This window comes from Streptomyces sp. NPDC099050 (assembly GCF_044759865.1).
Classification (GTDB): domain Bacteria; phylum Actinomycetota; class Actinomycetes; order Streptomycetales; family Streptomycetaceae; genus Streptomyces.
Genome location: NZ_JBIWAE010000008.1, coordinates 77389 through 96695 on the forward strand (window position 1 = coordinate 77389; position 19307 = coordinate 96695).

Below are 19307 nucleotides of genomic sequence, written 5' to 3' on the forward strand. Positions count from 1 at the left end.
GGCGGCGCCCCCCCCCCCGCGGCGCGACGGGCGCTCCGCCGACCAGCCCCCCGGCGCGCCCCCCCCCCCCCCGCCCCCCCCCCCGCGGGGCCCCCCCCCCCCCGCCCCGGGCCCCCCCGGGGGGCCCCGCGGCCGGTTTTTCTTTTCCCGGTTTTTTCGTCTCCGATCTTCCCGGTCTTTCGTCTCCGAGGAGTGCCGCCGTGCCCGAGGGGCATACGATCCACCGCCTCGCCCAGGACCACACCGAGCGCTTCGCCGCCCGGCCGGTCCGGGTGAGCAGTCCGCAGGGCCGGTTCGCCGAGAGCGCGGCCCTGCTCGACGGCCGCGAGCTGGAATCCGCCGAGGCGCACGGCAAGCACCTGTTCCTCGAACTCGGCGACGCCTGGATCCACATCCACCTCGGCCTCTTCGGCAAGCTCGGCTTCGGCCCCGCCCCGGCCCCGCCCGCCGCGGACACGGTCCGGCTCCGGCTGCTGAACGAGGACCATTACGCCGACCTGCGCGGCCCCACCGCGTGCGCGCTCATCGGCGAGGGCGAGAAGAAGGCGATACACGACCGGCTCGGCCCGGACCCGCTGCGCCCCACCGACGATCCCGACCGTGCCTGGGTCCGGATCTCCCGCTCCCGCACCACCGTGGCCGCCCTGCTCATGGACCAGAAGGTCGTCTCGGGCGTCGGCAACGTCTACCGCGCCGAGGTCCTCTTCCGGCACGGCATCGACCCCTACCGCGCGGGCAAGGACCTGACCCGCCGCGAGTGGGACGCGATCTGGGCCGACCTGGTCCTGCTCATGCGCGAGGGCGTGCGCAACAACCGCATCGACACCGTGCGCGACGAGCACCTGCCCGAGGCCATGGGCCGCCCGCCGAGGGTGGACGACCACGGCGGCGAGGTGTACGTCTACCGGAGGGCGAACCTGCCCTGCCACATCTGCGGGGGCGAGATCCGCACCGCCGGTCTCGCCGCCCGCAACCTCTTCTGGTGCCCGGGGTGCCAGTCCCGCTAGGCGGACCGGTTGCAGGCCCTAGATGTATTGGCCCCTAGAACCCGTGCGGCAGCCAGGGGGCCACGTCTCCCGCGAAGGCGCGGGAGGTACGGGCCAGGGCGCGCGGCCGCGCCTCGCGCACCAGGCCCGCCGCGGCGAGCGAGTGCAGGGTGACCCCGCCCAGGTAGGCCGCGCCCAGCTCCCGTACCGACAGCTCCAGGTCGGCCGGGTCCTCCGTCCGGGTGCACGTAGCTGCCCCGTCCGCGCCGGCGGTCAGCCGCCAGCGCCCCGCGTTCCACGGGCAGAAGGCGTCCCCGACCTCCAGGACCACGTCCAGCGGAGCCCCGTAGGCCCGCGCGGTGAGCGCCGCCGGCAGGTCCACGAGCCGTACGTGCAGGGAGTCGCGCAGCCGCGCCCGCGTCCGCCGCACATCGGTGACCAGGTGCAGTACGGCATCGTCCGCCGGCCGCTTGAGGGCCCGTACGGTCCAGGTCAGGTCGATGGAGAACACGTAACGCCACAGCGCCGCGTACGCCGCCGGGTCGAGTGCGTCGAGGTCCGCCACGTCCACCCGGCCGTCCGAACCGGTCAGGTCCCACTCGGGCTTGACCCGGTAGCGGGCGTACCCGACCACCTCGCCGTCCGCCCGCTCCGCGACCACGCACCTCAGGGGAGAGGCGCCGTTCCTGGTCGACTCCGGGTCGAGCAGCGCCTGAAGCTCCCAGCCCGGCTGCCGGGCCGGCATCCCGGGACGGCCCGCGAGCAGGGCCGCGTACACCCGCTCGCAGTCGGCCAGGGCCTTGCGCGGATCGACCAGCCGCAGCCGCACCTCGTCGGTGCCCGGCGGCACGGAGAGCCGTACGCGGGTCTTGTCGATCTCCACGGACATCGAGTACGCGGCGGTGCCGTAGCCGAAGCGCCCGTAGATGACCGGTTCCGAGGCCGTCAGCACGGCGATCGGTTCACCACCCGCCCGGACGTCGTCCAGCTGGCGGCGCATCAGGGAGCTGAGCACGCCCTGCCTGCGGTGGGTGGGGGAGACGCCCACCATCGTGACCCCGGCCGCCGGGACGAGCGCCCCGCCCGGGACCGACAGCCGGAAGGAGAAGGCCCCCGCCGTGGCCACGCAGGTCCCGCCGTCCCAGACGCCGAGGGAGCGCTCCGTCTCCGTCAGCGACCGGTAGAGCTCCCGTTCCTCGGGGGTTTCGGGCATTCCGCCGAACGCCAGTTCCAGCTGGTCGTACCAGACGTCCCACTCGTCCGACTGCAATACGCGCGTCTCAAGAGCCATACGGCCATCCCTATCAGGGCAATCCGTCCCGGTCGATCTCTTTTCGGTTGCCGATGGGCCCATCTCCGGGGGTACCCCTGCGCGCGCACAGCCAGGATGGATAGGGTCCCGAAGCAATGGCCGGAGCACACGTGGAGTCCCTCCTGGCCCGGTCCCGCATGATGTGGCACCGGGCGCGCACGGCGCTGCGCAAATCCGCCGTCGACTACTTCCGCGGCGACGCCTCCGACTGGCTGGCCTTCGGCGGCCTGCTCCTGACCATCCCGGCCATCGCCTGCGGCACGCTGATGCTGCCCGTCTGGTTCTCGCCGGCCGCGCTCGTCCTGCCGATCGTGGCGGGAGGGCTCCTCCTCCGCCCCGCCAGCTTGCTCGCCCTCTACGCGGCCTCCGCGGCCGCACTGATCGTCGAGGCCCTCGTCCTCGGCCCCTACACCCAGGGCCCGGCACGGGTCACCCCCGGCACCGTCCTCGTCGTCGCGGCCTGCGGCTTCTTCGGCCTGGTCATCGCCCAGTTCCGCAGCCGCGTGGGCGTGCCCTGGCGGCGCGGCGGCACCATGCTCTTCGACCTGCGCGAACGCATCCGGGTCCAGAGCAAACTGCCCACCCTGCCGCGCGGCTGGCACCGGGAGATGGCCCTGCGCCCGGCGGGCGGCCAGTCCTTCTCCGGCGACTTCGTCGTCGCCGCCCGCACCAACGGCGGCCGCACCCTGGAGATCGTCCTCACCGACGTCTCGGGCAAGGGCATGGAAGCGGGCTCCCGCGCGCTCCTCCTCTCGGGCGCCTTCGGAGGCCTCCTGGGAGCCCTGCCCCCGCACGGCTTCCTGCCGGCCGCCAACGGCTACCTGCTCCGCCAGGACTGGGACGAGGGCTTCGCCACCTCCATCCACCTCGTCCTGGACCTGGAGACCGGCGACTACGAACTCCTCTCCGCCGGCCACCTGCCCGCCCTCCAGCTCTCCGCCGGCACCGGCCGCTGGCAGGAGAAGACCGGCGAGGGCCCGCTCCTCGGCGTCTACGACGGCGCCGAGTTCACCCCCGCCCGCGGCAACCTCCGCCCCGGAGACGTCCTGATGCTCTTCACCGACGGCCTCGTCGAAACGGCCGACCGCGACCTCAGCGAGGGCATCGACCGCCTCACCGGCGAGGCCGACCGCTACGTCGGCGCGGGCTGGGAGGGCGCGACCTGGCACCTGATCGAAAAGGTGGCCAAGGACGTCAACGACGACAGAGCCCTCCTCCTGATCCGCCGCGCGCCCCACTGAACGCCCCGGCACGTGCTCTCGCCGCACCGGGCGGAAGGCCGGGCAGGTGCCCAGTACGCGGTCTTCCGCCCGGCCCGCCGAGAGCACGCACCGGACGCCGCGCGACCGCCCTTCGGGCGACGGCGGGAGTGTGACGACAGGCCCCAGCGGGCCGCCCCGGCTTCGCGCGGCCGCCCCGGCTTCGCGCGGCCGCCCCGGCTTCGCGCGGCCGTGGGCCTGGGCTCGGCGACAGCCCTGGCCGCCCCGGTTTCGCGCGGCTGCGCCGGCTTCGCGCGGCCTCCCCGGTTTCGCGCGGCTGCGCCGGCTTCGCGCCGCCACCCCGGCTTCGCGCCGCTGCGCCGGACTCCGTCCGGCGGTGGGCCTGGGTTCGGCGACAGCCCTGGCCACCCCGACACCCCCGACGAAGGCGACGACGGGCACGGCCCCGTACGTCCCGCCCCTGGTCCACGGCTCCTTCGCGGCAGCCGCCGTCACCCTCACCCCGGCGGCCGCGGCCCTCCCGGCCCGGCGCGCCCTGCGCCTCGGCCGAACCTGAGGGGCCGTACGCCGACCAGCACGCGCCGAAACCGCCCCCGGGCCACTCACCTCCGATTGGCCGGTCCACCGTGGCCCGGCGGCCCTCTACCGTGCCCCCATGGACTGCACCCTCGCCGCCGACCTGGCCCGCCTCCCCGAGATTCTCGACGCCACCCGCGACGCCGCGGCCGCGACCCTCGCAGCACTGGACGCGCGTCCCGTCGTACCCGGACCGCCGGCGCACCCGGCGCACCCGGCGGAGCCGACCCCGCGGCTCCCCGAGCACGGCTCCGGCACCGAAGCCGCCCTCGCGGCCTTCGCGGAGCGCTGGGCCCCACGGCTGTCGGCCTCCGCCGGCCCCCGCTACCTCGGCTTCGTCACCGGCGGCGCCACCCCCGCCGCCCTCGCGGGCGACTGGCTCACCGCGGCCCACGACCAGAACTCCAACTCCGCCCTGGACGGCGGAGGCCAGGACCTCGAACGCGAAACCATCACCTGGCTCCGCGACCTCTTCCACCTCTCCGCCGCCCACACCGGCACCTTCGTCAGCGGCGCCACCATGTCCAACACCACCGGCCTGGCCATCGCCCGCGAGTGGCTCGGTGAACGCCTCGGCGTCTCCCCGGCCGAGGACGGCGCGGCCGCGCTCGGCCGGGTCCGCGTCCTCTCCGGCGCCCCGCACTCCTCCATCGCCAAGGCCCTCTCCGTCCTCGGCCTGGGCCGTAGCTCCCTCGTCCCCGTCCCCACCCTCCCCGGCCGCGAGGCCGTCGACCCGGCCGCCCTGGACCGCGCCCTCGCCGACACGCCCGGCCGGCCCGCCGTGGTCGTCGCCAACGCCGGCACCGTCAACACCGTGGACTTCGACGACCTGCGGGCCATCGCCGCCCTCCGCGAACGCCACGACTTCTGGCTGCACACGGACGCCGCCTTCGGCGCGTTCGCCGCGCTCTCTCCGGCCCACGCCCACCTCACCGCCGGCCTCGACGCCTCCGACTCGATCTGCGTCGACCTGCACAAGTGGCTCAACGTCCCCTACGACAGCGCCGTCCAGTTCACCCGCCGCCGCGACCTCCAGGCCCGCGTCTTCCAGAACGCCGCCACCTACCTCGGCCCCCTCTCCGAAGAACCCGACCTGGTCCACCTGACCCCGGAGAACTCCCACCGGCTGCGCGCCCTCGCCGCCTGGTTCACCCTGCGCGCCTACGGCCGCGAGGGCCACCGCGAGATCGTCGAACGGGACATCGCCTGCGCCCGCTCACTCGGCGAATCCCTCACCCAGGAACCGTACTTCACGGTCCTGGCCCCGGTCCGCCTGAACGTCGTCTGCTTCACCCTCACCCGTTCCCCCACCCCGGCCCGCCTCACGGCGCTGCGCGAAGCGGCCGGACCCGAGGTCTTCGTCACCCCCACGACGTACGCGGGAACCCCCGCCCTGCGCGCCGCGTTCTCCAACTGGCGCACCACACAGGCAGACGTACGCCGGATCGCGCAGGCACTCCACACGGCGGCGAAGGAGCTCGGATGACACACGGCCCACTCACCCTCGTCGAGGTCGAGGCCCTCGCCCGCGCCGCGCACGAGGGCCAGACCGACAAGGCCGGCCGCCCCTACGCGGAACACCTCGCCGCCGTCGCCGAGGGCGTACGCGCCCGCGGCGGCACCGCCGACCAGCAGGCGGCGGCCTGGCTCCACGACGCGATCGAGGATGAAGCCCTCACCCCGGCCTGGCTGGAATCGGCCGAACTCCCGCAGTCCGTCAAGGACATGGTTCTGGCCGTCACCAAACGCCCCGGCGAACCGGTCGAGGCGTACACGGCCCGCATCCTCGCCACCCCCGGCGCGCTCCTGGTCAAGGAAGCCGACCTGGCCCACAACGCGGACCCCGCCCGCCTCGCGGTCCTCGACGCCCCCACCCGCGACAGACTGTCCGTGAAGTACGCCTATGTCCGCTCACTCCTGGGCCTCCCCACCCCCTGACGCAAAAGCGTCACCGTCTCTTCGTCACGAGACGGATAGCCAGGGCACGTTGGTGGGAAGATGGACCATGTGGGGGTGCGCGCGTCCGCATCCCGGGCCGACCAGGGGACGACCGAAGGTGTGATCAGAAGTGGCCATTTCGCTATCAGTGGTAGTCCTGTTGGCGATCATCCTCGTGGTGCTCGTCCGCGGAGGCAACCTCAAGGCCGGCCCCGCGATCGTCGCGGTCCTCTTCGGCTTCTTCCTCGCGTCCAGCTCCATCGCCCCGGACGTCAACAACTTCCTGAACTCCGTCGCCTCCACGATCGGAAAGATCGACCCCTGAGCCGCCGCTCACCAGGGCGCCCGAAACGGCTGACAGCAACCGAACCCTCGCAGCCGAAGAGGCGACGCTGCCCTACAGATACCCCTCGGACCGCTGTGTCGGTGGGGGTGGCGGTGGTGGCGGTGTCGCCCGTGCCGGGCTGCTGTCGGCCCGCCACCTCACGGACTCACGCCCGTAGCGAGCCGCCCCCATGAGGACGGCGACGGCCAGCAAGACGCGCATGACCGGATCTTCCTCCGTGATCGAGAAGATCAGCAGCCAGGCCAAGAGCACCAGGTGCCAACGCGGGTGGTTCTTCCAGTCACTCTTGCCTGCCATCCGGCCTCCCAACGGGACTCTAAGACGCGAGCGGCCCGCAGGTCTCAGCTTCACCACTCTCCGCCAGGCCCAGCCCCCGGGAACGACGAAGGGCCAGGTCGAGGAAACATCCTCTGACCTGGCCCTTTGCGTCTCTGAGCGGGTGACGGGAATCGAACCCGCGTAGCTAGTTTGGAAGACTAGTGCTCTACCATTGAGCTACACCCGCAGCATGCGCGTCGCAGGTCCGGGGACCGCGGCACGAAGAGCATCCTAGCGGGTTCCTGCGGGGGATCGCACACCGCATTTCGCGTTCGCGGGCAGTCGTGTCCGCTCTGTCGTGGCGCAATCGCCGAAACTCCGCACGGCGGAGGGTCTTCGGGCATGTACCCTACGTGTCGCACCGACGGGGTGTGGCGCAGCTTGGTAGCGCGTCCGCTTTGGGAGCGGAAGGTCGTCGGTTCGAATCCGGCCACCCCGACCAGCAGGAGGATCGCGCGATCCCCCTCTACGAGACCGCGTCGATGATCGCGTTGTGGGCTGATTGCCGCTTGCGGCTACTATGCAAGCTGCGTGCCCGTGTGTCTGATGTACCGGGCCCGATCCGCTGAGAACCGCTAGACCGCGGCGATGAGCGGAGACCCCCAGCAGTCAGCCACAAGGAGACCGAACCGTGAAGAGCGCCGTGGAGACCCTGAACCCGACTCGGGTTCGGCTCACTGTTGAGGTGCCCTTCGAGGAGCTCAAGGACAGCCTCGACGCGGCCTACAAGAAGATCAACCAGCAGGTCACGGTGAAGGGCTTCCGCAAGGGCAAGATCCCGGCCCGCGTCATCGACCAGCGCTTCGGCCGCGGTGCGGTGCTGGAGGAGGCCGTCAACGACGCCCTCCCGAAGTTCTACACCGAGGCCGTCAACGAGGCCGACCTGAACCCGCTGGGCCAGCCCGACGTCGACGTCACGGAGCTGAAGGACGGCGAACTGCTGGCCTTCACCGCCGAGGTCGACATCCGTCCCGCGATCGAGATCCCGGACTACTCCGGCATCGAGGTCACCGTGGACGCCGTCGAGGTCTCGGACGAGGACGCCGAGAAGTCGGTCGAGCAGCTGCGCGGCCGCTTCGCGTCCACCAAGGACGTCGAGCGCGCGGCCGAGGACGGCGACGTCGTCACCATCGACCTCGAGGCCAAGGTCGACGGCGAGGTGCTGGAGGACGGTGTCGCCCAGGACGTCTCCTACACCATCGGCTCCGGTGAGCTTCTCGAAGGCATCGACGAGGCCGTCAAGGGCCTGGAGGCCGGTGGCGAGACCACCTTCACCTCCCAGCTGAAGGGCGGCTCCGCCGAGGGCAAGGACGCCGAGGTCACCGTCAAGGTCACCAAGGTCTCCGCCCGTGAGCTGCCGGAGCTGGACGACGAGTTCGCCGGCATGGCGAGCGAGTTCGACACCCTGGACGAGCTCAAGGCCGACAGCCGCAAGCGCCTCGAGAACATGAAGCAGTACGACCAGGCCACGCAGGCCCAGGAGCGCGTCCTGGAGAAGCTGCTGGAGCTCGTCGAGGTCCCGATCCCCGAGAAGCTCCTCGCGGACGAGGTCCAGACCCGCAAGCACAACCTCGAGCACCACCAGCTCGGACAGATGGGCCTCACCATCGAGAAGTACCTGGAGATCCAGGGCAAGACGGTCGAGGAGTTCGACGCCGAGACCGCCGAGCAGGCGATCAAGGGCATCAAGACCCAGTTCGTCCTCGACGAGCTGGTCAACAAGGAGAAGCTGAACGTGAACCAGGAGGAGCTCACCGAGCACCTCATGCGTCGCGCCGCCTCCTCCGGCATGTCCCCCGACCAGTTCGCCCAGGCCGTCGTCGAGGGTGGCCAGGTTCCGATGCTCGTCGGCGAGGTCGCCCGCGGCAAGGCCCTCGCGGCCGTCGTCGAGGCCGCCAAGGTCACCGACACCAACGGTGAGGTCGTCGACCTCTCCGACGACGAGGACGAGCTGGAGACGGCCGCCGAGACCGTCGAGAACGTCGTCGAGGCCGACGGTGAGATCGCGGCCGACGAGGCCAAGTAACACCCGGGCTCACCCCCGCTGAGCAGTACCAGAGCACGGCCCGGAGGGCCCGTACGCCATCGCGTCCGGGCCCTTCGGCCTTCCCCACGGGATGGACTCCGGGCGGCCTCCCCCGCGCCTTCCCCATGCCTTACCCACGCCTTCCCGAAGGCCCTCCGTGACGGGGTCCTGACCTTGCGCTCCGAGCGAACAGTTCGGGAAGCGGGATGGCGTTGTCGTAGCTGCGCGTTAGGGTCCATGAATACGAGGGCACGGGAGTACCCGACGCCGGTGGACATCGTCCGCACGGCAGGTCCGCGCCCCAGAACGAGACGCTGAGACGGCACATGGCCGTCGGAGACGAGCAGGTGGATACGTGACGAATCTGAAGCCTTACGCCGCGGGTGAGCCGTCCATCGGTGGCGGCCTCGGCGACCATGTCTACAACCGGCTGCTCGGCGAGCGCATCATCTTCCTCGGCCAGCAGGTCGACGACGACATCGCCAACAAGATCACCGCGCAGCTCCTGCTCCTGGCCGCCGAGCCGGACAAGGACATCTACCTGTACATCAACAGCCCCGGTGGCTCGGTGACGGCGGGCATGGCGGTCTACGACACCATGCAGTACATCCCGAACGACGTGGTCACCATCGGTATGGGCATGGCGGCCTCCATGGGCCAGTTCCTGCTCACCGGCGGTACCCCGGGCAAGCGCTTCGCCCTCCCGAACACCGACATCCTGATGCACCAGGGCTCCGCCGGCATCGGTGGCACCGCCTCGGACATCAAGATCCAGGCCCAGTACCTGCTGCGCACGAAGCAGCGCATGGCTGAGATCACCGCGCACCACTCCGGCCAGACCGTGGAGACGATCATCCGCGACGGCGACCGCGACCGCTGGTACACGGCGGAAGAGGCCAAGGCCTACGGCCTGATCGACGAGATCATCTCCGCCGCGTCGCTGGTCCCGGGCGGCGGCGGCACCGGGGCCTGATCCCGGCCCCGGCGCACGGGATCCCGTACGGGGATCCCCGCGCCAGCCCGCACCAGGCAAGCCTCAGCCCGCAGAACGCCACCAGGACGGTGAACACCCAGATGCACATGAACAACCTCTCTCCCGCGAGCGGCCTCTACACCGGCGCGCCGGTGGACAACCGCTACGTCATCCCGCGCTTCGTGGAGCGCACCTCGCAGGGCGTCCGCGAGTACGACCCGTACGCGAAGCTCTTCGAGGAGCGCATCATCTTCCTCGGCGTGCAGATCGACGACGCCTCCGCCAACGACGTCATGGCGCAGCTCCTGTGCCTGGAGTCGATGGACCCGGACCGCGACATCTACCTGTACATCAACAGCCCCGGCGGCTCCTTCACCGCGCTGACGGCGATCTACGACACGATGCAGTTCGTGAAGCCGGACATCTCGACGGTCTGCATGGGCCAGGCGGCCTCCGCCGCCGCGGTCCTGCTCGCCGCCGGTGCGCCCGGCAAGCGCATGGCGCTGCCGAACGCCCGCGTGCTGATCCACCAGCCCTCGGGCGGCACCGGCCGTGAGCAGCTCTCCGACCTGGAGATCGCGGCCAACGAGATCCTGCGCATGCGCGACCAGCTGGAGAACATGCTGGCCACGCACTCCTCGACCCCGATCGAGAAGATCCGCGACGACATCGAGCGCGACAAGATCCTCACGGCCCAGGACGCGCTGGCGTACGGCCTGATCGACCAGGTCGTCGCGACCCGTAAGACTTCGAACTGATCCTTGCCGCCAGTTGACGCGGACACATCGCCGGATTCGGCGATGTGAACCACGTCAAGGGGGCCCCGTACGGGGCCCCCGGCAAGGTACCGTCGGATATGAGGCACCAGGAGCGCTGAACCAGGCGTCTCCCAGGCGAAGGGGAAGCACCTCGTGGCACGCATCGGTGACGGCGGCGACCTGCTCAAGTGCTCGTTCTGCGGAAAGAGCCAGAAGCAGGTGAAGAAGCTCATCGCGGGACCCGGTGTGTACATCTGCGACGAGTGCATCGACCTCTGCAACGAGATCATCGAAGAGGAGCTCGCCGAGACCTCCGAGGTCAGGTGGGAGGAACTCCCCAAGCCTCGTGAGATCTATGAGTTCCTGGAGAGCTACGTCGTCGGCCAGGAGCCGGCGAAGAAGGCGCTCTCCGTCGCGGTGTACAACCACTACAAGCGCGTCCAGGCCGGCGAGAACGGCGGCGGGACGGGCCGTGACGACGCGATCGAACTCGCGAAGTCCAACATCCTCCTGCTCGGCCCCACGGGCTCGGGCAAGACGCTGCTGGCCCAGACGCTCGCCCGGATGCTCAACGTTCCGTTCGCCATCGCGGACGCGACGGCGCTCACGGAGGCCGGGTACGTCGGCGAGGACGTCGAGAACATCCTGCTCAAGCTGATCCAGGCGGCCGACTACGACGTCAAGAAGGCCGAAACCGGGATCATCTACATCGACGAGATCGACAAGGTCGCCCGCAAGAGCGAGAACCCGTCGATCACGCGCGACGTGAGCGGCGAGGGCGTGCAGCAGGCCCTCCTGAAGATCCTGGAAGGCACGACCGCTTCGGTACCGCCGCAGGGCGGCCGCAAGCACCCGCACCAGGAGTTCATCCAGATCGACACGACGAACGTGCTGTTCATCGTGGGCGGCGCCTTCTCCGGCCTGGAGCGGATCATCGAGTCCCGCGCCGGCGCCAAGGGCATCGGCTTCGGGGCGACCATCCGCTCGAAGCGCGAGATCGAGGCGAGCAACCAGTTCCAGGAGGTCATGCCGGAGGACCTGGTGAAGTTCGGGATGATCCCCGAGTTCATCGGCCGTCTCCCCGTCATCACCTCGGTCCACAACCTGGACCGCGAGGCCCTGCTCCAGATCCTCATCGAGCCGCGCAACGCCCTGGTGAAGCAGTACCAGCGGCTGTTCGAACTCGACGGCGTCGAGCTGGACTTCGAGCGCGAGGCCCTCGAGGCCATCGCCGACCAGGCGATCCTCCGCCAGACCGGCGCGCGCGGCCTGCGCGCCATCATGGAAGAGGTCCTGATGTCGGTGATGTACGAGGTGCCGTCCCGCAAGGACGTGGCCCGCGTGGTCATCACCTCGGACGTGGTCCGCTCCAACGTCAACCCGACGCTGGTCCCGCGGATCGTCCCGAAGGACCAGGGCCCGCACGAGAAGTCGGCGTAGCCGGCAGGCAGCAGACATGAGGAAGGGGCGCCACCCGTAGCGGGTGGCGCCCCTTCCTCATGCCCGAGGCCGGCCGCAGGGGGTGCACGGTCGGTCAAAGGTGCGATCCCCGCGGACCCCGGGAAGGGCTGAGTGATCCACTACTGTCCGACACCCATGCACGTGAGTGGGGAGTGATCCATGGTCAAGTTGCGGCGGACGGTCGGGATTCTGGCGGCGGCGGTGATGGCGGGCGTACTGCCCGTCCTGGTGGCGGCGCCCGCGCACGCCACGTCCGGTGACTGCACCAACTACATGCACAACATGCGCTACCGCGTGGGGTCCCAGGTGATTTCCGCGTGCGACCGGGGTGCGGCGAGGGGCCTCTCTTCCGCCACGGCCCGGCCCGAGTGCCAGGGCATGCTGGTGCTGGCAGGGGTGAAGAACCCGGGGCACATCCAGGAAGCGTGCTACCAGGCCTCGCGTCCGGCGTGAGCCCGGTGGTGCACAGGGGAAGGCGCTGTCGCGGCGCGGTGACAGCGCCCTCCGGGCCGCCTGATGCGGCGGCCTCACCTCACATCTTGGTGCGCGCCGTGTTGTAGAGCTTCGCGTGCAGCTCGGCGGTCTGGGCCAGGGTGTAGCCCTTGCCGCCGGTCATGACCTTGCTGACGTCGATGGCCATCGTCAGGCCCATGGTGCTGTAGTCGGTCCAGACGCAGACCGGGACCGTGATTTCCTTGGGCTCCAGCGGGTTCGTGGAGGGCTTCTTGGAGACCATTTTCATCTCCTGGCACTTCATCAGCGCGCCGCTGAACCCGGCCGGCTTGAAGGTCTCCGGGGAGCCGAGGAACTGGACGTCGGAGTCCTTGTTCTTCTCGTCCATGCTGGAGGCCTTGAACATCGCGAACGAGGCGTCGAGGGTCTTCGCGGGGTCCGCGATCTCGCCGTAGAACCCGGAGAAGCTGAGGGACTTGGTCTCCAGCGGCTTGGCCGGGTCGGAGATCGCGTAGTCCTGGCCGACCTTGGTCGGGTTCTTGATCCCGATCCCTTCGGTCCGCTTCTTCTGCTCGTCGTCCATCTTGCTCGAGCCGGCCGCGTCGCCCTTCTTGAAGTCGTTCACCGTCGCAGGCGGGACGATCTTGTAGCCCTTGGTGGAGGCGGAGACGTCACCGCTTCCGGCGCCCGAGCCCAGGAAGTAGAACGCGCCGCCGCCGATCACGGCCACCGCCAGGACCACGGCGATGATCACGCCGGCCTTGGACTTCTTCGGGGGCTGCTGCGGGGGCACCCCGCCGTACGGAGGCTGCTGCGGGTAGCCGCCGTACGGGGGCTGCTGGGGGAAGCCGGGCTGCTGCTGCGGGTAGCCCTGCTGGGGGACTCCCTGGGGGGCTTGCTGCGGGTAGCCGTAGCCGGGCTGCTGGCCGTAGGGGCCGGGCTGCTGGCCGCCGTACGGGTTCGGCTGCTGCGGCTGCTGCGGCTGCTGTCCGTAGGGCCCCGGCTGCTGCGGCTGCTGGCCTCCGTACGGTCCCGGCTGGTTGTAGCTCATCCCGCGTCCCCCCATGAGGTCGTTTATGCGTCCCACACATCCTGGCGGAAGCCGGGGCGGCAAAAGGCCCCGGGCCCCCGGAAACCCGGTTTCATGACCGGACCGTTACGGCCCTAAACTGTGGCTCGTGACCGAGAACACGCAGACACCCAGCAGCCCCTACTCCGAACTGCCGACCTCCTACGCGCCGGCCGATGTAGAGGGGAAGCTCTACGAGCGCTGGGTAGAGCGTGGGTACTTCGAGGCGGACGAGAAGAGCGACAAGCCTCCCTTCGCCATCGTCATCCCGCCGCCGAACGTCACCGGAAGCCTCCACCTGGGGCACGCCTTCGAGCACACGCTGATCGACGCCATCACCCGCCGCAAGCGCATGCAGGGCTACGAGACGCTCTGGCAGCCCGGCATGGACCACGCGGGCATCGCCACCCAGAACGTCGTCGAGCGCGAGCTCGCCAAGGAGGGCAAGTCCCGCCACGACCTGGGCCGCGAGGCCTTCGTCGAGCGCGTCTGGCAGTGGAAGGGCGAGTCCGGCGGGCAGATCTCCGGCCAGATGCGCCGCCTCGGCGACGGCGTCGACTGGTCGCGCGAGCGCTTCACCATGGACGAGGGCCTGTCCGAGGCCGTCCAGACCATCTTCAAGAAGCTCTACGACGACGAGCTGATCTACCGCGCCGAGCGCATCATCAACTGGTGCCCCCGCTGCCTCACCGCGATCTCCGACATCGAGGTCGAGTACCAGGACGACGAGGGCGAGCTCGTCTCCATCCGGTACGGGGAGGGCGACGCCTCCATCGTCGTCGCGACGACCCGCGCCGAGACGATGCTGGGTGACACGGCCGTCGCCGTCCACCCCGAGGACGAGCGCTACAAGCACCTAGTCGGCACCGAGATCGAGCTGCCGCTCACCGGCCGCCGCATCCCGGTCGTCGCCGACGAGCACGTCGACCCGGAGTTCGGCACCGGCGCCGTCAAGGTGACCCCGGCGCACGACCCCAACGACTTCGAGATCGGTCAGCGCCACGGCCTGCCCAACCTCGCCGTCATGGACGAGCACGCCGTCATCACCGTCCACGGCCCCTTCCAGGGTCTGGACCGGCTGGAGGCCCGTTCCGCCATCGTCGCCGCGCTGCGCGCCGAGGGCCGGATCGTCGCCGAGAAGCGTCCGTACACGCACTCCGTCGGCCACTGCTCGCGCTGCAAGACCACCATCGAGCCGCGCCTCTCGCTCCAGTGGTGGGTCAAGGTCGGCCCGCTCGCCAAGGCCGCCGGCGACGCGGTCCGCGACGGCCAGGTCAAGATCCACCCGCAGGAGATGGAGAAGCGCTACTTCGACTGGGTCGACAACCTCCACGACTGGTGCATCTCGCGCCAGCTGTGGTGGGGCCACCGCATCCCCGTCTGGTACGGCCCGAACGGCGAGATCGTCTGCGTCGGCCCCGACGAGCAGCCGCCGACCGGCGAGGGCTGGACCCAGGACACGGACGTCCTGGACACCTGGTTCTCCTCCGGCCTGTGGCCGTTCTCCACGCTCGGCTGGCCGCAGCGGACCGACAGCCTGGCGAAGTTCTACCCGAACGCCGTCCTGGTCACCGGTTACGACATCCTCTTCTTCTGGGTCGCCCGGATGATGATGTTCGGCCTGTACGCGATGGACGGCACCCCGCCGTTCCACACCATCGCCCTGCACGGCATGGTCCGCGACGAGCGCGGCAAGAAGATGTCGAAGTCCTTCGGCAACGCGGTCAACCCGCTGGACTGGATGGACAAGTACGGCTCCGACGCGGTCCGCTTCACCCTGGCGCGCGGCGCCAACCCGGGTGTCGACGTCCCGATCGGCGAGGACTGGGTCCAGGCCTCCAGCAAGTTCGCCAACAAGATCTGGAACGCCACCCGCTTCGCGATGATGAACGGCGCCACGATCGAGGGCGACCTGCCCTCGGTCGAGGAAATGTCGGCGACCGACCGCTGGATCCTGTCCCGGCTCAACGAGACGGTCGCGCAGGCCGACGCCTTCTACGAGGACTACCAGTTCTCCAAGCTCAGCGAGGCGCTCTACCACTTCGCGTGGGACGAGGTCTTCGACTGGTACGTCGAGCTGTCGAAGACGACCTTCTTCGCGGGCGGCGAGCCGGCCAAGGCCTCCGCCCGGGTCCTCGGCGAGGTCCTCGACGTCATGCTGCGCCTGCTGCACCCGGTGGTCCCCTTCGTCACCGAGACCCTGTGGACCACGCTGACCGGCGGCGAGTCCCTCGTGATCGCCGACTGGCCCAAGGACAGCGGTTTCCGTGACGCCGGCGCCGAGGCCGAGATCGAGGGCATCCAGACCCTGGTCCGCGAGGTCCGCCGGTTCCGCAAGGAGCAGGGTCTCGACGACAAGCAGAAGGTCCCGGCCCGCCTGGACCTGTCCGCCACCACGCTGGCCGCCCACGAGGCCGCCATCCGCCAGGTGCTGCGCCTCCAGCCTGAGGGCGACGACTTCAGCGCCACCGCGACCCTCCCGGTCGCCGGCGCCACCGTCGCGCTCGACCTGTCGGGCACCATCGACATCCCGGCGGAGCGCAAGCGGCTGAGCAAGGACCTGGCCGCCGCCGAGAAGGAGAAGCAGCAGGCCGAGGCGAAGCTCGGGAACGAGGCGTTCATCGCCAAGGCCCCGGACAACGTCGTCGACAAGATCAAGGGCCGGCTGTCCAAGGCGGAGGGCGACATCGCCCGCCTGAAGGCCCAGCTGGAGGCCCTTCCCGCGGGCTGATAGCCCGGTCGAGTACACAAGCGAAGGCCCCCACGCCGTCGGTCGACGTGGGGGCCTTCGCCGTATCTGTTCCCCGCGAGGGGACGGGCGTCACAGCAGCCGGGTGCCGAACTTCGTCAGGATGAGCGCCGCCACGACGCCGTACGCGGCCAGCGGCACGACCCAGTGGGGGAGTGCCCGCAGCCGGGACCCGGCCGGGGCCAGGTGGCGGGTGACGTACCAGAACAGCGGGATCATCACGGCCCAGACGACCATGCACCACGGGCACAGGGCCCCGATCACGTACAGGCACTGGCTGATCAGCCACACGGTGAAGGCGAACCCGGCCGCGATCCCGGCCCACAGCCCGCGCCACAGCCACCGGGGGAACAGCGCTCCGGCGACCAGGGCCGTGCCCAGTGCGGCGAGGGCCGCGAAGCCGGCGAGGCCGAGCAGCATGTTGGGGAAGCCGAGCAGGTTGCCCTGCCAGGTGGTCATCACGTCGCCGCAGCTGAGCACGGCGCTGACGTTGCAGCCCGGGGTGAAGAGCGGATCCTCCAGGGTGCGGATCCGGTCGTAGGTGAGGACGCCGGAGGCCAGGGCGCCGATGAGGCCGCCGATGAGCAGGAGCAGCGGGAGCGCCCGGGAGGGGCTCGTCCGGCTGCTCGTCGGTTGGGGCGTTCGCGGGGTCATTCCTTCGACGCTACGAAAGAGGGGGTGCCCGGCGGCAGGGCCATCCGGCCATGTCCGGATCTGTCCGAAGTGCCGTATATCACGTCATGGCGGGCGTCCGGGACACTGATCCCCGGCGCGGACCCCGGATGATGGGGGGCATGCACGTGAAGCCCGCCGTCCGCGCATTCCACCGGGCCATGGCCGTCGGCCGCCGGTTCAGTGAGAGCTGGAGCGGGTCCGCCCGGGCGATGGACGTGCTCACGGCAATCAGTTGCTTCGCCCTGATGGCCCTCGACCTGCCGGGTCTGGCCGCCGCCGACAACTCCCTGAACGGCCCCCGCGCCGCCCTGGTGCTCGCCGCCGGCTGCCTCACCCTCCTGGTGCGCCGCCAGGCGCCCTGGGTCTCGTACCTCACCGCGCTGCTCTTCATCGGCTGGCTGCACGAGCTCACCCTGGTCCAGTTCGCCCTGTACTCCGTCGGCCGCTACCGGGGGCGCCGCGCCGGCATCCTGGCCACCCTCGGGTACGTGGCCTTCGCGCTGGGGGTGTTCAGCCTGCCCGGCTGGCCCGAGCCGCGGGCCGAGACCCTCAGCTCCTTCCTCAGCCTCGTCGTGCCCATCGGGGTCCTCGCCTCGGCCGTGGGCATCGCCGCCTACCGGCACGACCTCGTGCGCGAGCTCGACACCCGGCGCGCCGAGTCCGCCGTGCTCCAGGCGGTCCAGCAGGAGCGGACCTCCGTCGCCCGCGACGTCCACGACTTCGTCGGGCGCGAGCTGACCCTGCTGACGGTCCGCTCCGAGGTGCTGTCGATGCGCTCGCGCGAGACGGCGTACGCGAAGGACTTCGAGGAACTCGCCGACACCGCCCGCCGGGCCCACCTCGTGCTGAACGAGATCATCGTGCAGCGCGGGGAACGGGCGGCGACCCCGGGGGTGGACGGGCTGGCGGCGCTCGCGGAGGAGAGCGGGCGCGCGGGTTCGCCCGTACGCCTCGACCTGGATCCGGCCGTGCACGGGCTGTCGCCGCTGCGCCAGGCGGCGGTCTACCGGGTGGTGCAGGAATGCCTGACCAACGCCGCCAAGCACGCCCGCGGGGAAACCATCGAGGTGTCCATCGCCGCGGACGGCCCGCAGCTGCGGATCGCCGTCCGCAACGGGCTGGCGGAGCGCAACCCGACCCGGGCCCCCGTCTCGGCGGGCTCGGGCACCGCGAGCATGTCCGAGCGCGTGCGCAGCCTGGGCGGCACCCTGACGGCGACGCGCACGCGGGACGCGTACGAGGTCCTCGCGACCCTCCCGAAGGGCTGAGCCCGCGGCGACGGCGAAGACCAAGCCGGCCTAGGCCCGCGCCGGGGCCAGCAGGCTGCTGAGCGCGTCCATGTCCTCCACGCAGCGGCCCGATCCCAGGGCCACGCAATCCAGCGGGTCGTCCGCGACGAAGACCGGGATCCCGGTCGAGGAGGCCATCCGCAGGTCCAGGCCGGGCAGCAGTGCGCCGCCGCCGGTCAGGACGATGCCGTGCTCCATGACGTCGCCGGACAGTTCGGGCGGGCACTCCTCCAGGGTGGTGCGGACGGCCGCGATGATCGCCTCGACCGGCTCGTCCAGGGCGGCGCGCACGTCGCGCGCGTCGAGCGCGAGCGTCTGGGGCATGCCGCCGACCTTCTCGCGCCCCCGCACCGTGAAGGTGGCGGTCTCCAGCTCGGGCCGGTCCGGCACCGGCCAGGCCGAGCCGATGGCGATCTTGACGTCCTCGGCGGTGCGGTCGCCGATGAGCAGGGAGTGCTCCTTGCGGACGTAGTCGGTGATGGCGGCGTCCATCCGGTCGCCGGCGACCCGGAGCGACCGCGCGGTGACGATGCCGCCCAGCGAGATGACGGCGACCTCGGAGGTGCCGCCGCCGATGTCGACGACCATCGAGCCGCGCGGTTCGGACACCGGGAGCCCGGCGCCGATCGCCGCGGCCATGGGTTCCTCGATCAGGTGCACGGTCTTGGCGCCGGCCCGGGCGGAGGCGTGGATGATGGCCCGCCGCTCCACCGGGGTGACCCCGGACGGTACGCAGATCACCATGCGGGTGCGCACCCGGCGGCCGGGTACGGCCTTGCGGACGAAGTGCCGGATCATCTCCTCGGCGGCCTCGTAGTCGCAGATCACGCCGTCCTTGAGGGGGCGGATCGCGGTGATGGAGCCGGGAGTGCGGCCGATGGTCTCCTTGGCCTCGGTCCCCACGGCCAGTGCGGTGGTGGTGCCCGCCTTGACGGCCACCACGGACGGCTCATTGAGGACGATGCCGTGCCCCCGTGCGTAGACGAGGGTGTTGGCAGTTCCCAGGTCGATGCCTATGTCGCGGCTGGAACCTGTCTTGTTCGTGCTGGCCTGCGGCATTTATTCCCCAATCTCCTGCCCGCAAGGCTTGCATAACGATCAGGTCGCACCGGCAGCCGAAGGTCCCGATGCGACCGGGCCGAAAGTCCCTGCGCCCCT

General features: G+C 70.7%; 17 protein-coding genes and 2 tRNA genes. 14 read left to right on the forward strand and 5 right to left on the reverse strand.

Annotated features, from left to right (window positions below; all coding sequences use genetic code 11):
* Positions 1-200: 200 nt before the first annotated feature.
* The gene (locus ACIQV3_RS15740) at positions 201-1007 is read left to right on the forward strand and encodes an Fpg/Nei family DNA glycosylase (protein WP_403712953.1); all 807 of its coding nucleotides are present in this window, start codon (positions 201-203) and stop codon (positions 1005-1007) included.
* A gap of 34 nt (positions 1008-1041) precedes the next feature.
* On the opposite strand, the gene ACIQV3_RS15745 is transcribed toward ACIQV3_RS15740, so the two are convergent.
* Entirely contained in the window at positions 1042-2277 is a 1236-nt protein-coding gene (locus ACIQV3_RS15745) for a GNAT family N-acetyltransferase (protein WP_403712954.1), read from the reverse strand.
* A gap of 116 nt (positions 2278-2393) precedes the next feature.
* On the opposite strand from ACIQV3_RS15745, the gene ACIQV3_RS15750 reads away from it, so the two are divergent.
* From ACIQV3_RS15750 to ACIQV3_RS15770, 5 genes are all read left to right on the forward strand, one after another.
* Positions 2394-3539, forward strand: a complete 1146-nt coding sequence (locus tag ACIQV3_RS15750; protein WP_403712955.1) for a PP2C family protein-serine/threonine phosphatase — start codon at positions 2394-2396, stop codon at positions 3537-3539.
* 355 nt (positions 3540-3894) lie between these two features.
* Complete coding sequence (locus ACIQV3_RS15755) at positions 3895-4074, forward strand: hypothetical protein (RefSeq protein WP_403712956.1); 180 nt, start codon at positions 3895-3897, stop codon at positions 4072-4074.
* 99 nt (positions 4075-4173) lie between these two features.
* Positions 4174-5580: a pyridoxal phosphate-dependent decarboxylase family protein gene (locus tag ACIQV3_RS15760; protein ID WP_403712957.1), complete on the forward strand. Its 1407-nt coding sequence runs from the start codon at positions 4174-4176 to the stop codon at positions 5578-5580.
* Entirely contained in the window at positions 5577-6032 is a 456-nt protein-coding gene (locus ACIQV3_RS15765; protein WP_403712958.1) for an HD domain-containing protein, read from the forward strand. Before ACIQV3_RS15760 ends, ACIQV3_RS15765 begins: the two co-directional genes overlap by 4 nt.
* Positions 6033-6162: 130 nt before the next feature.
* Positions 6163-6357, forward strand: a complete 195-nt coding sequence (locus ACIQV3_RS15770; protein ID WP_403712959.1) for a hypothetical protein — start codon at positions 6163-6165, stop codon at positions 6355-6357.
* A 455-nt stretch (positions 6358-6812) separates the two neighbouring features.
* Here ACIQV3_RS15770 and ACIQV3_RS15775 read toward each other — a convergent pair.
* A tRNA-Gly gene (locus tag ACIQV3_RS15775) sits at positions 6813-6883 on the reverse strand.
* 178 nt (positions 6884-7061) lie between these two features.
* On the opposite strand from ACIQV3_RS15775, the gene ACIQV3_RS15780 reads away from it, so the two are divergent.
* The 6 genes from ACIQV3_RS15780 (at position 7062) to ACIQV3_RS15805 (ending at position 12367) form a co-directional block, all read left to right on the forward strand.
* Positions 7062-7138, forward strand: a tRNA-Pro gene (locus ACIQV3_RS15780).
* A 189-nt stretch (positions 7139-7327) separates the two neighbouring features.
* A complete protein-coding gene (tig, locus tag ACIQV3_RS15785) occupies positions 7328-8722 on the forward strand; it encodes a trigger factor (RefSeq protein ID WP_403712960.1) in 1395 nt (464 codons plus the stop codon).
* A 355-nt stretch (positions 8723-9077) separates the two neighbouring features.
* The gene (locus ACIQV3_RS15790) at positions 9078-9695 is read left to right on the forward strand and encodes an ATP-dependent Clp protease proteolytic subunit (RefSeq protein ID WP_327252749.1); all 618 of its coding nucleotides are present in this window, start codon (positions 9078-9080) and stop codon (positions 9693-9695) included.
* Between the two features lie 107 nt (positions 9696-9802).
* Positions 9803-10453 (forward strand): ATP-dependent Clp protease proteolytic subunit, encoded by a 651-nt coding sequence (locus tag ACIQV3_RS15795; RefSeq protein WP_327252748.1) that lies wholly within the window; start codon positions 9803-9805, stop codon positions 10451-10453.
* A gap of 153 nt (positions 10454-10606) precedes the next feature.
* Positions 10607-11893 (forward strand): ATP-dependent Clp protease ATP-binding subunit ClpX, encoded by a 1287-nt coding sequence (gene clpX, locus ACIQV3_RS15800; protein ID WP_250739478.1) that lies wholly within the window; start codon positions 10607-10609, stop codon positions 11891-11893.
* Positions 11894-12073: 180 nt separating this feature from the next.
* Positions 12074-12367, forward strand: a complete 294-nt coding sequence (locus tag ACIQV3_RS15805) for a hypothetical protein (RefSeq protein WP_403712961.1) — start codon at positions 12074-12076, stop codon at positions 12365-12367.
* A 79-nt stretch (positions 12368-12446) separates the two neighbouring features.
* On the opposite strand, the gene ACIQV3_RS15810 is transcribed toward ACIQV3_RS15805, so the two are convergent.
* Complete coding sequence (locus ACIQV3_RS15810) at positions 12447-13418, reverse strand: hypothetical protein (RefSeq protein WP_403712962.1); 972 nt, start codon at positions 13416-13418, stop codon at positions 12447-12449.
* A 127-nt stretch (positions 13419-13545) separates the two neighbouring features.
* Between ACIQV3_RS15810 and ACIQV3_RS15815 the strand changes: the two genes are divergently transcribed.
* Positions 13546-16167 carry a valine--tRNA ligase gene (locus ACIQV3_RS15815; protein WP_403712963.1) on the forward strand — a complete coding sequence of 874 codons (2622 nt, stop codon included), beginning with the start codon at positions 13546-13548 and terminating at the stop codon, positions 16165-16167.
* A 90-nt stretch (positions 16168-16257) separates the two neighbouring features.
* Here the strand turns inward: ACIQV3_RS15815 and ACIQV3_RS15820 are convergent, their stop codons facing one another.
* Positions 16258-16839: a vitamin K epoxide reductase family protein gene (locus ACIQV3_RS15820; RefSeq protein ID WP_403712964.1), complete on the reverse strand. Its 582-nt coding sequence runs from the start codon at positions 16837-16839 to the stop codon at positions 16258-16260.
* Between the two features lie 140 nt (positions 16840-16979).
* Between ACIQV3_RS15820 and ACIQV3_RS15825 the strand changes: the two genes are divergently transcribed.
* A complete protein-coding gene (locus ACIQV3_RS15825) occupies positions 16980-18128 on the forward strand; it encodes a sensor histidine kinase (protein WP_403712965.1) in 1149 nt (382 codons plus the stop codon).
* Positions 18129-18158: 30 nt separating this feature from the next.
* Here the strand turns inward: ACIQV3_RS15825 and ACIQV3_RS15830 are convergent, their stop codons facing one another.
* Positions 18159-19208: a rod shape-determining protein gene (locus ACIQV3_RS15830; RefSeq protein ID WP_403712966.1), complete on the reverse strand. Its 1050-nt coding sequence runs from the start codon at positions 19206-19208 to the stop codon at positions 18159-18161.
* Between the last annotated feature and the right edge of the window lie 99 nt (positions 19209-19307).

Excerpts from the sequence above, each read along its gene's own strand:
- ACIQV3_RS15820 (WP_403712964.1), bottom strand. The coding sequence starts at position 16,839 with ATGACCCCGCGAACGCCCCAACCGACGAGCAGCCGGACGAGCCCCTCC.
- ACIQV3_RS15825 (WP_403712965.1), top strand. The coding sequence starts at position 16,980 with ATGCACGTGAAGCCCGCCGTCCGCGCATTCCACCGGGCCATGGCCGTC.
- ACIQV3_RS15830 (WP_403712966.1), bottom strand. The coding sequence starts at position 19,208 with ATGCCGCAGGCCAGCACGAACAAGACAGGTTCCAGCCGCGACATAGGC.
- ACIQV3_RS15810 (WP_403712962.1), bottom strand. The coding sequence starts at position 13,418 with ATGAGCTACAACCAGCCGGGACCGTACGGAGGCCAGCAGCCGCAGCAG.
- ACIQV3_RS15760 (WP_403712957.1), top strand. The coding sequence starts at position 4,174 with ATGGACTGCACCCTCGCCGCCGACCTGGCCCGCCTCCCCGAGATTCTC.
- ACIQV3_RS15805 (WP_403712961.1), top strand. The coding sequence starts at position 12,074 with ATGGTCAAGTTGCGGCGGACGGTCGGGATTCTGGCGGCGGCGGTGATG.
- ACIQV3_RS15765 (WP_403712958.1), top strand. The coding sequence starts at position 5,577 with ATGACACACGGCCCACTCACCCTCGTCGAGGTCGAGGCCCTCGCCCGC.
- ACIQV3_RS15745 (WP_403712954.1), bottom strand. The coding sequence starts at position 2,277 with ATGGCTCTTGAGACGCGCGTATTGCAGTCGGACGAGTGGGACGTCTGG.
- ACIQV3_RS15750 (WP_403712955.1), top strand. The coding sequence starts at position 2,394 with ATGGCCGGAGCACACGTGGAGTCCCTCCTGGCCCGGTCCCGCATGATG.
- ACIQV3_RS15795 (WP_327252748.1), top strand. The coding sequence starts at position 9,803 with ATGAACAACCTCTCTCCCGCGAGCGGCCTCTACACCGGCGCGCCGGTG.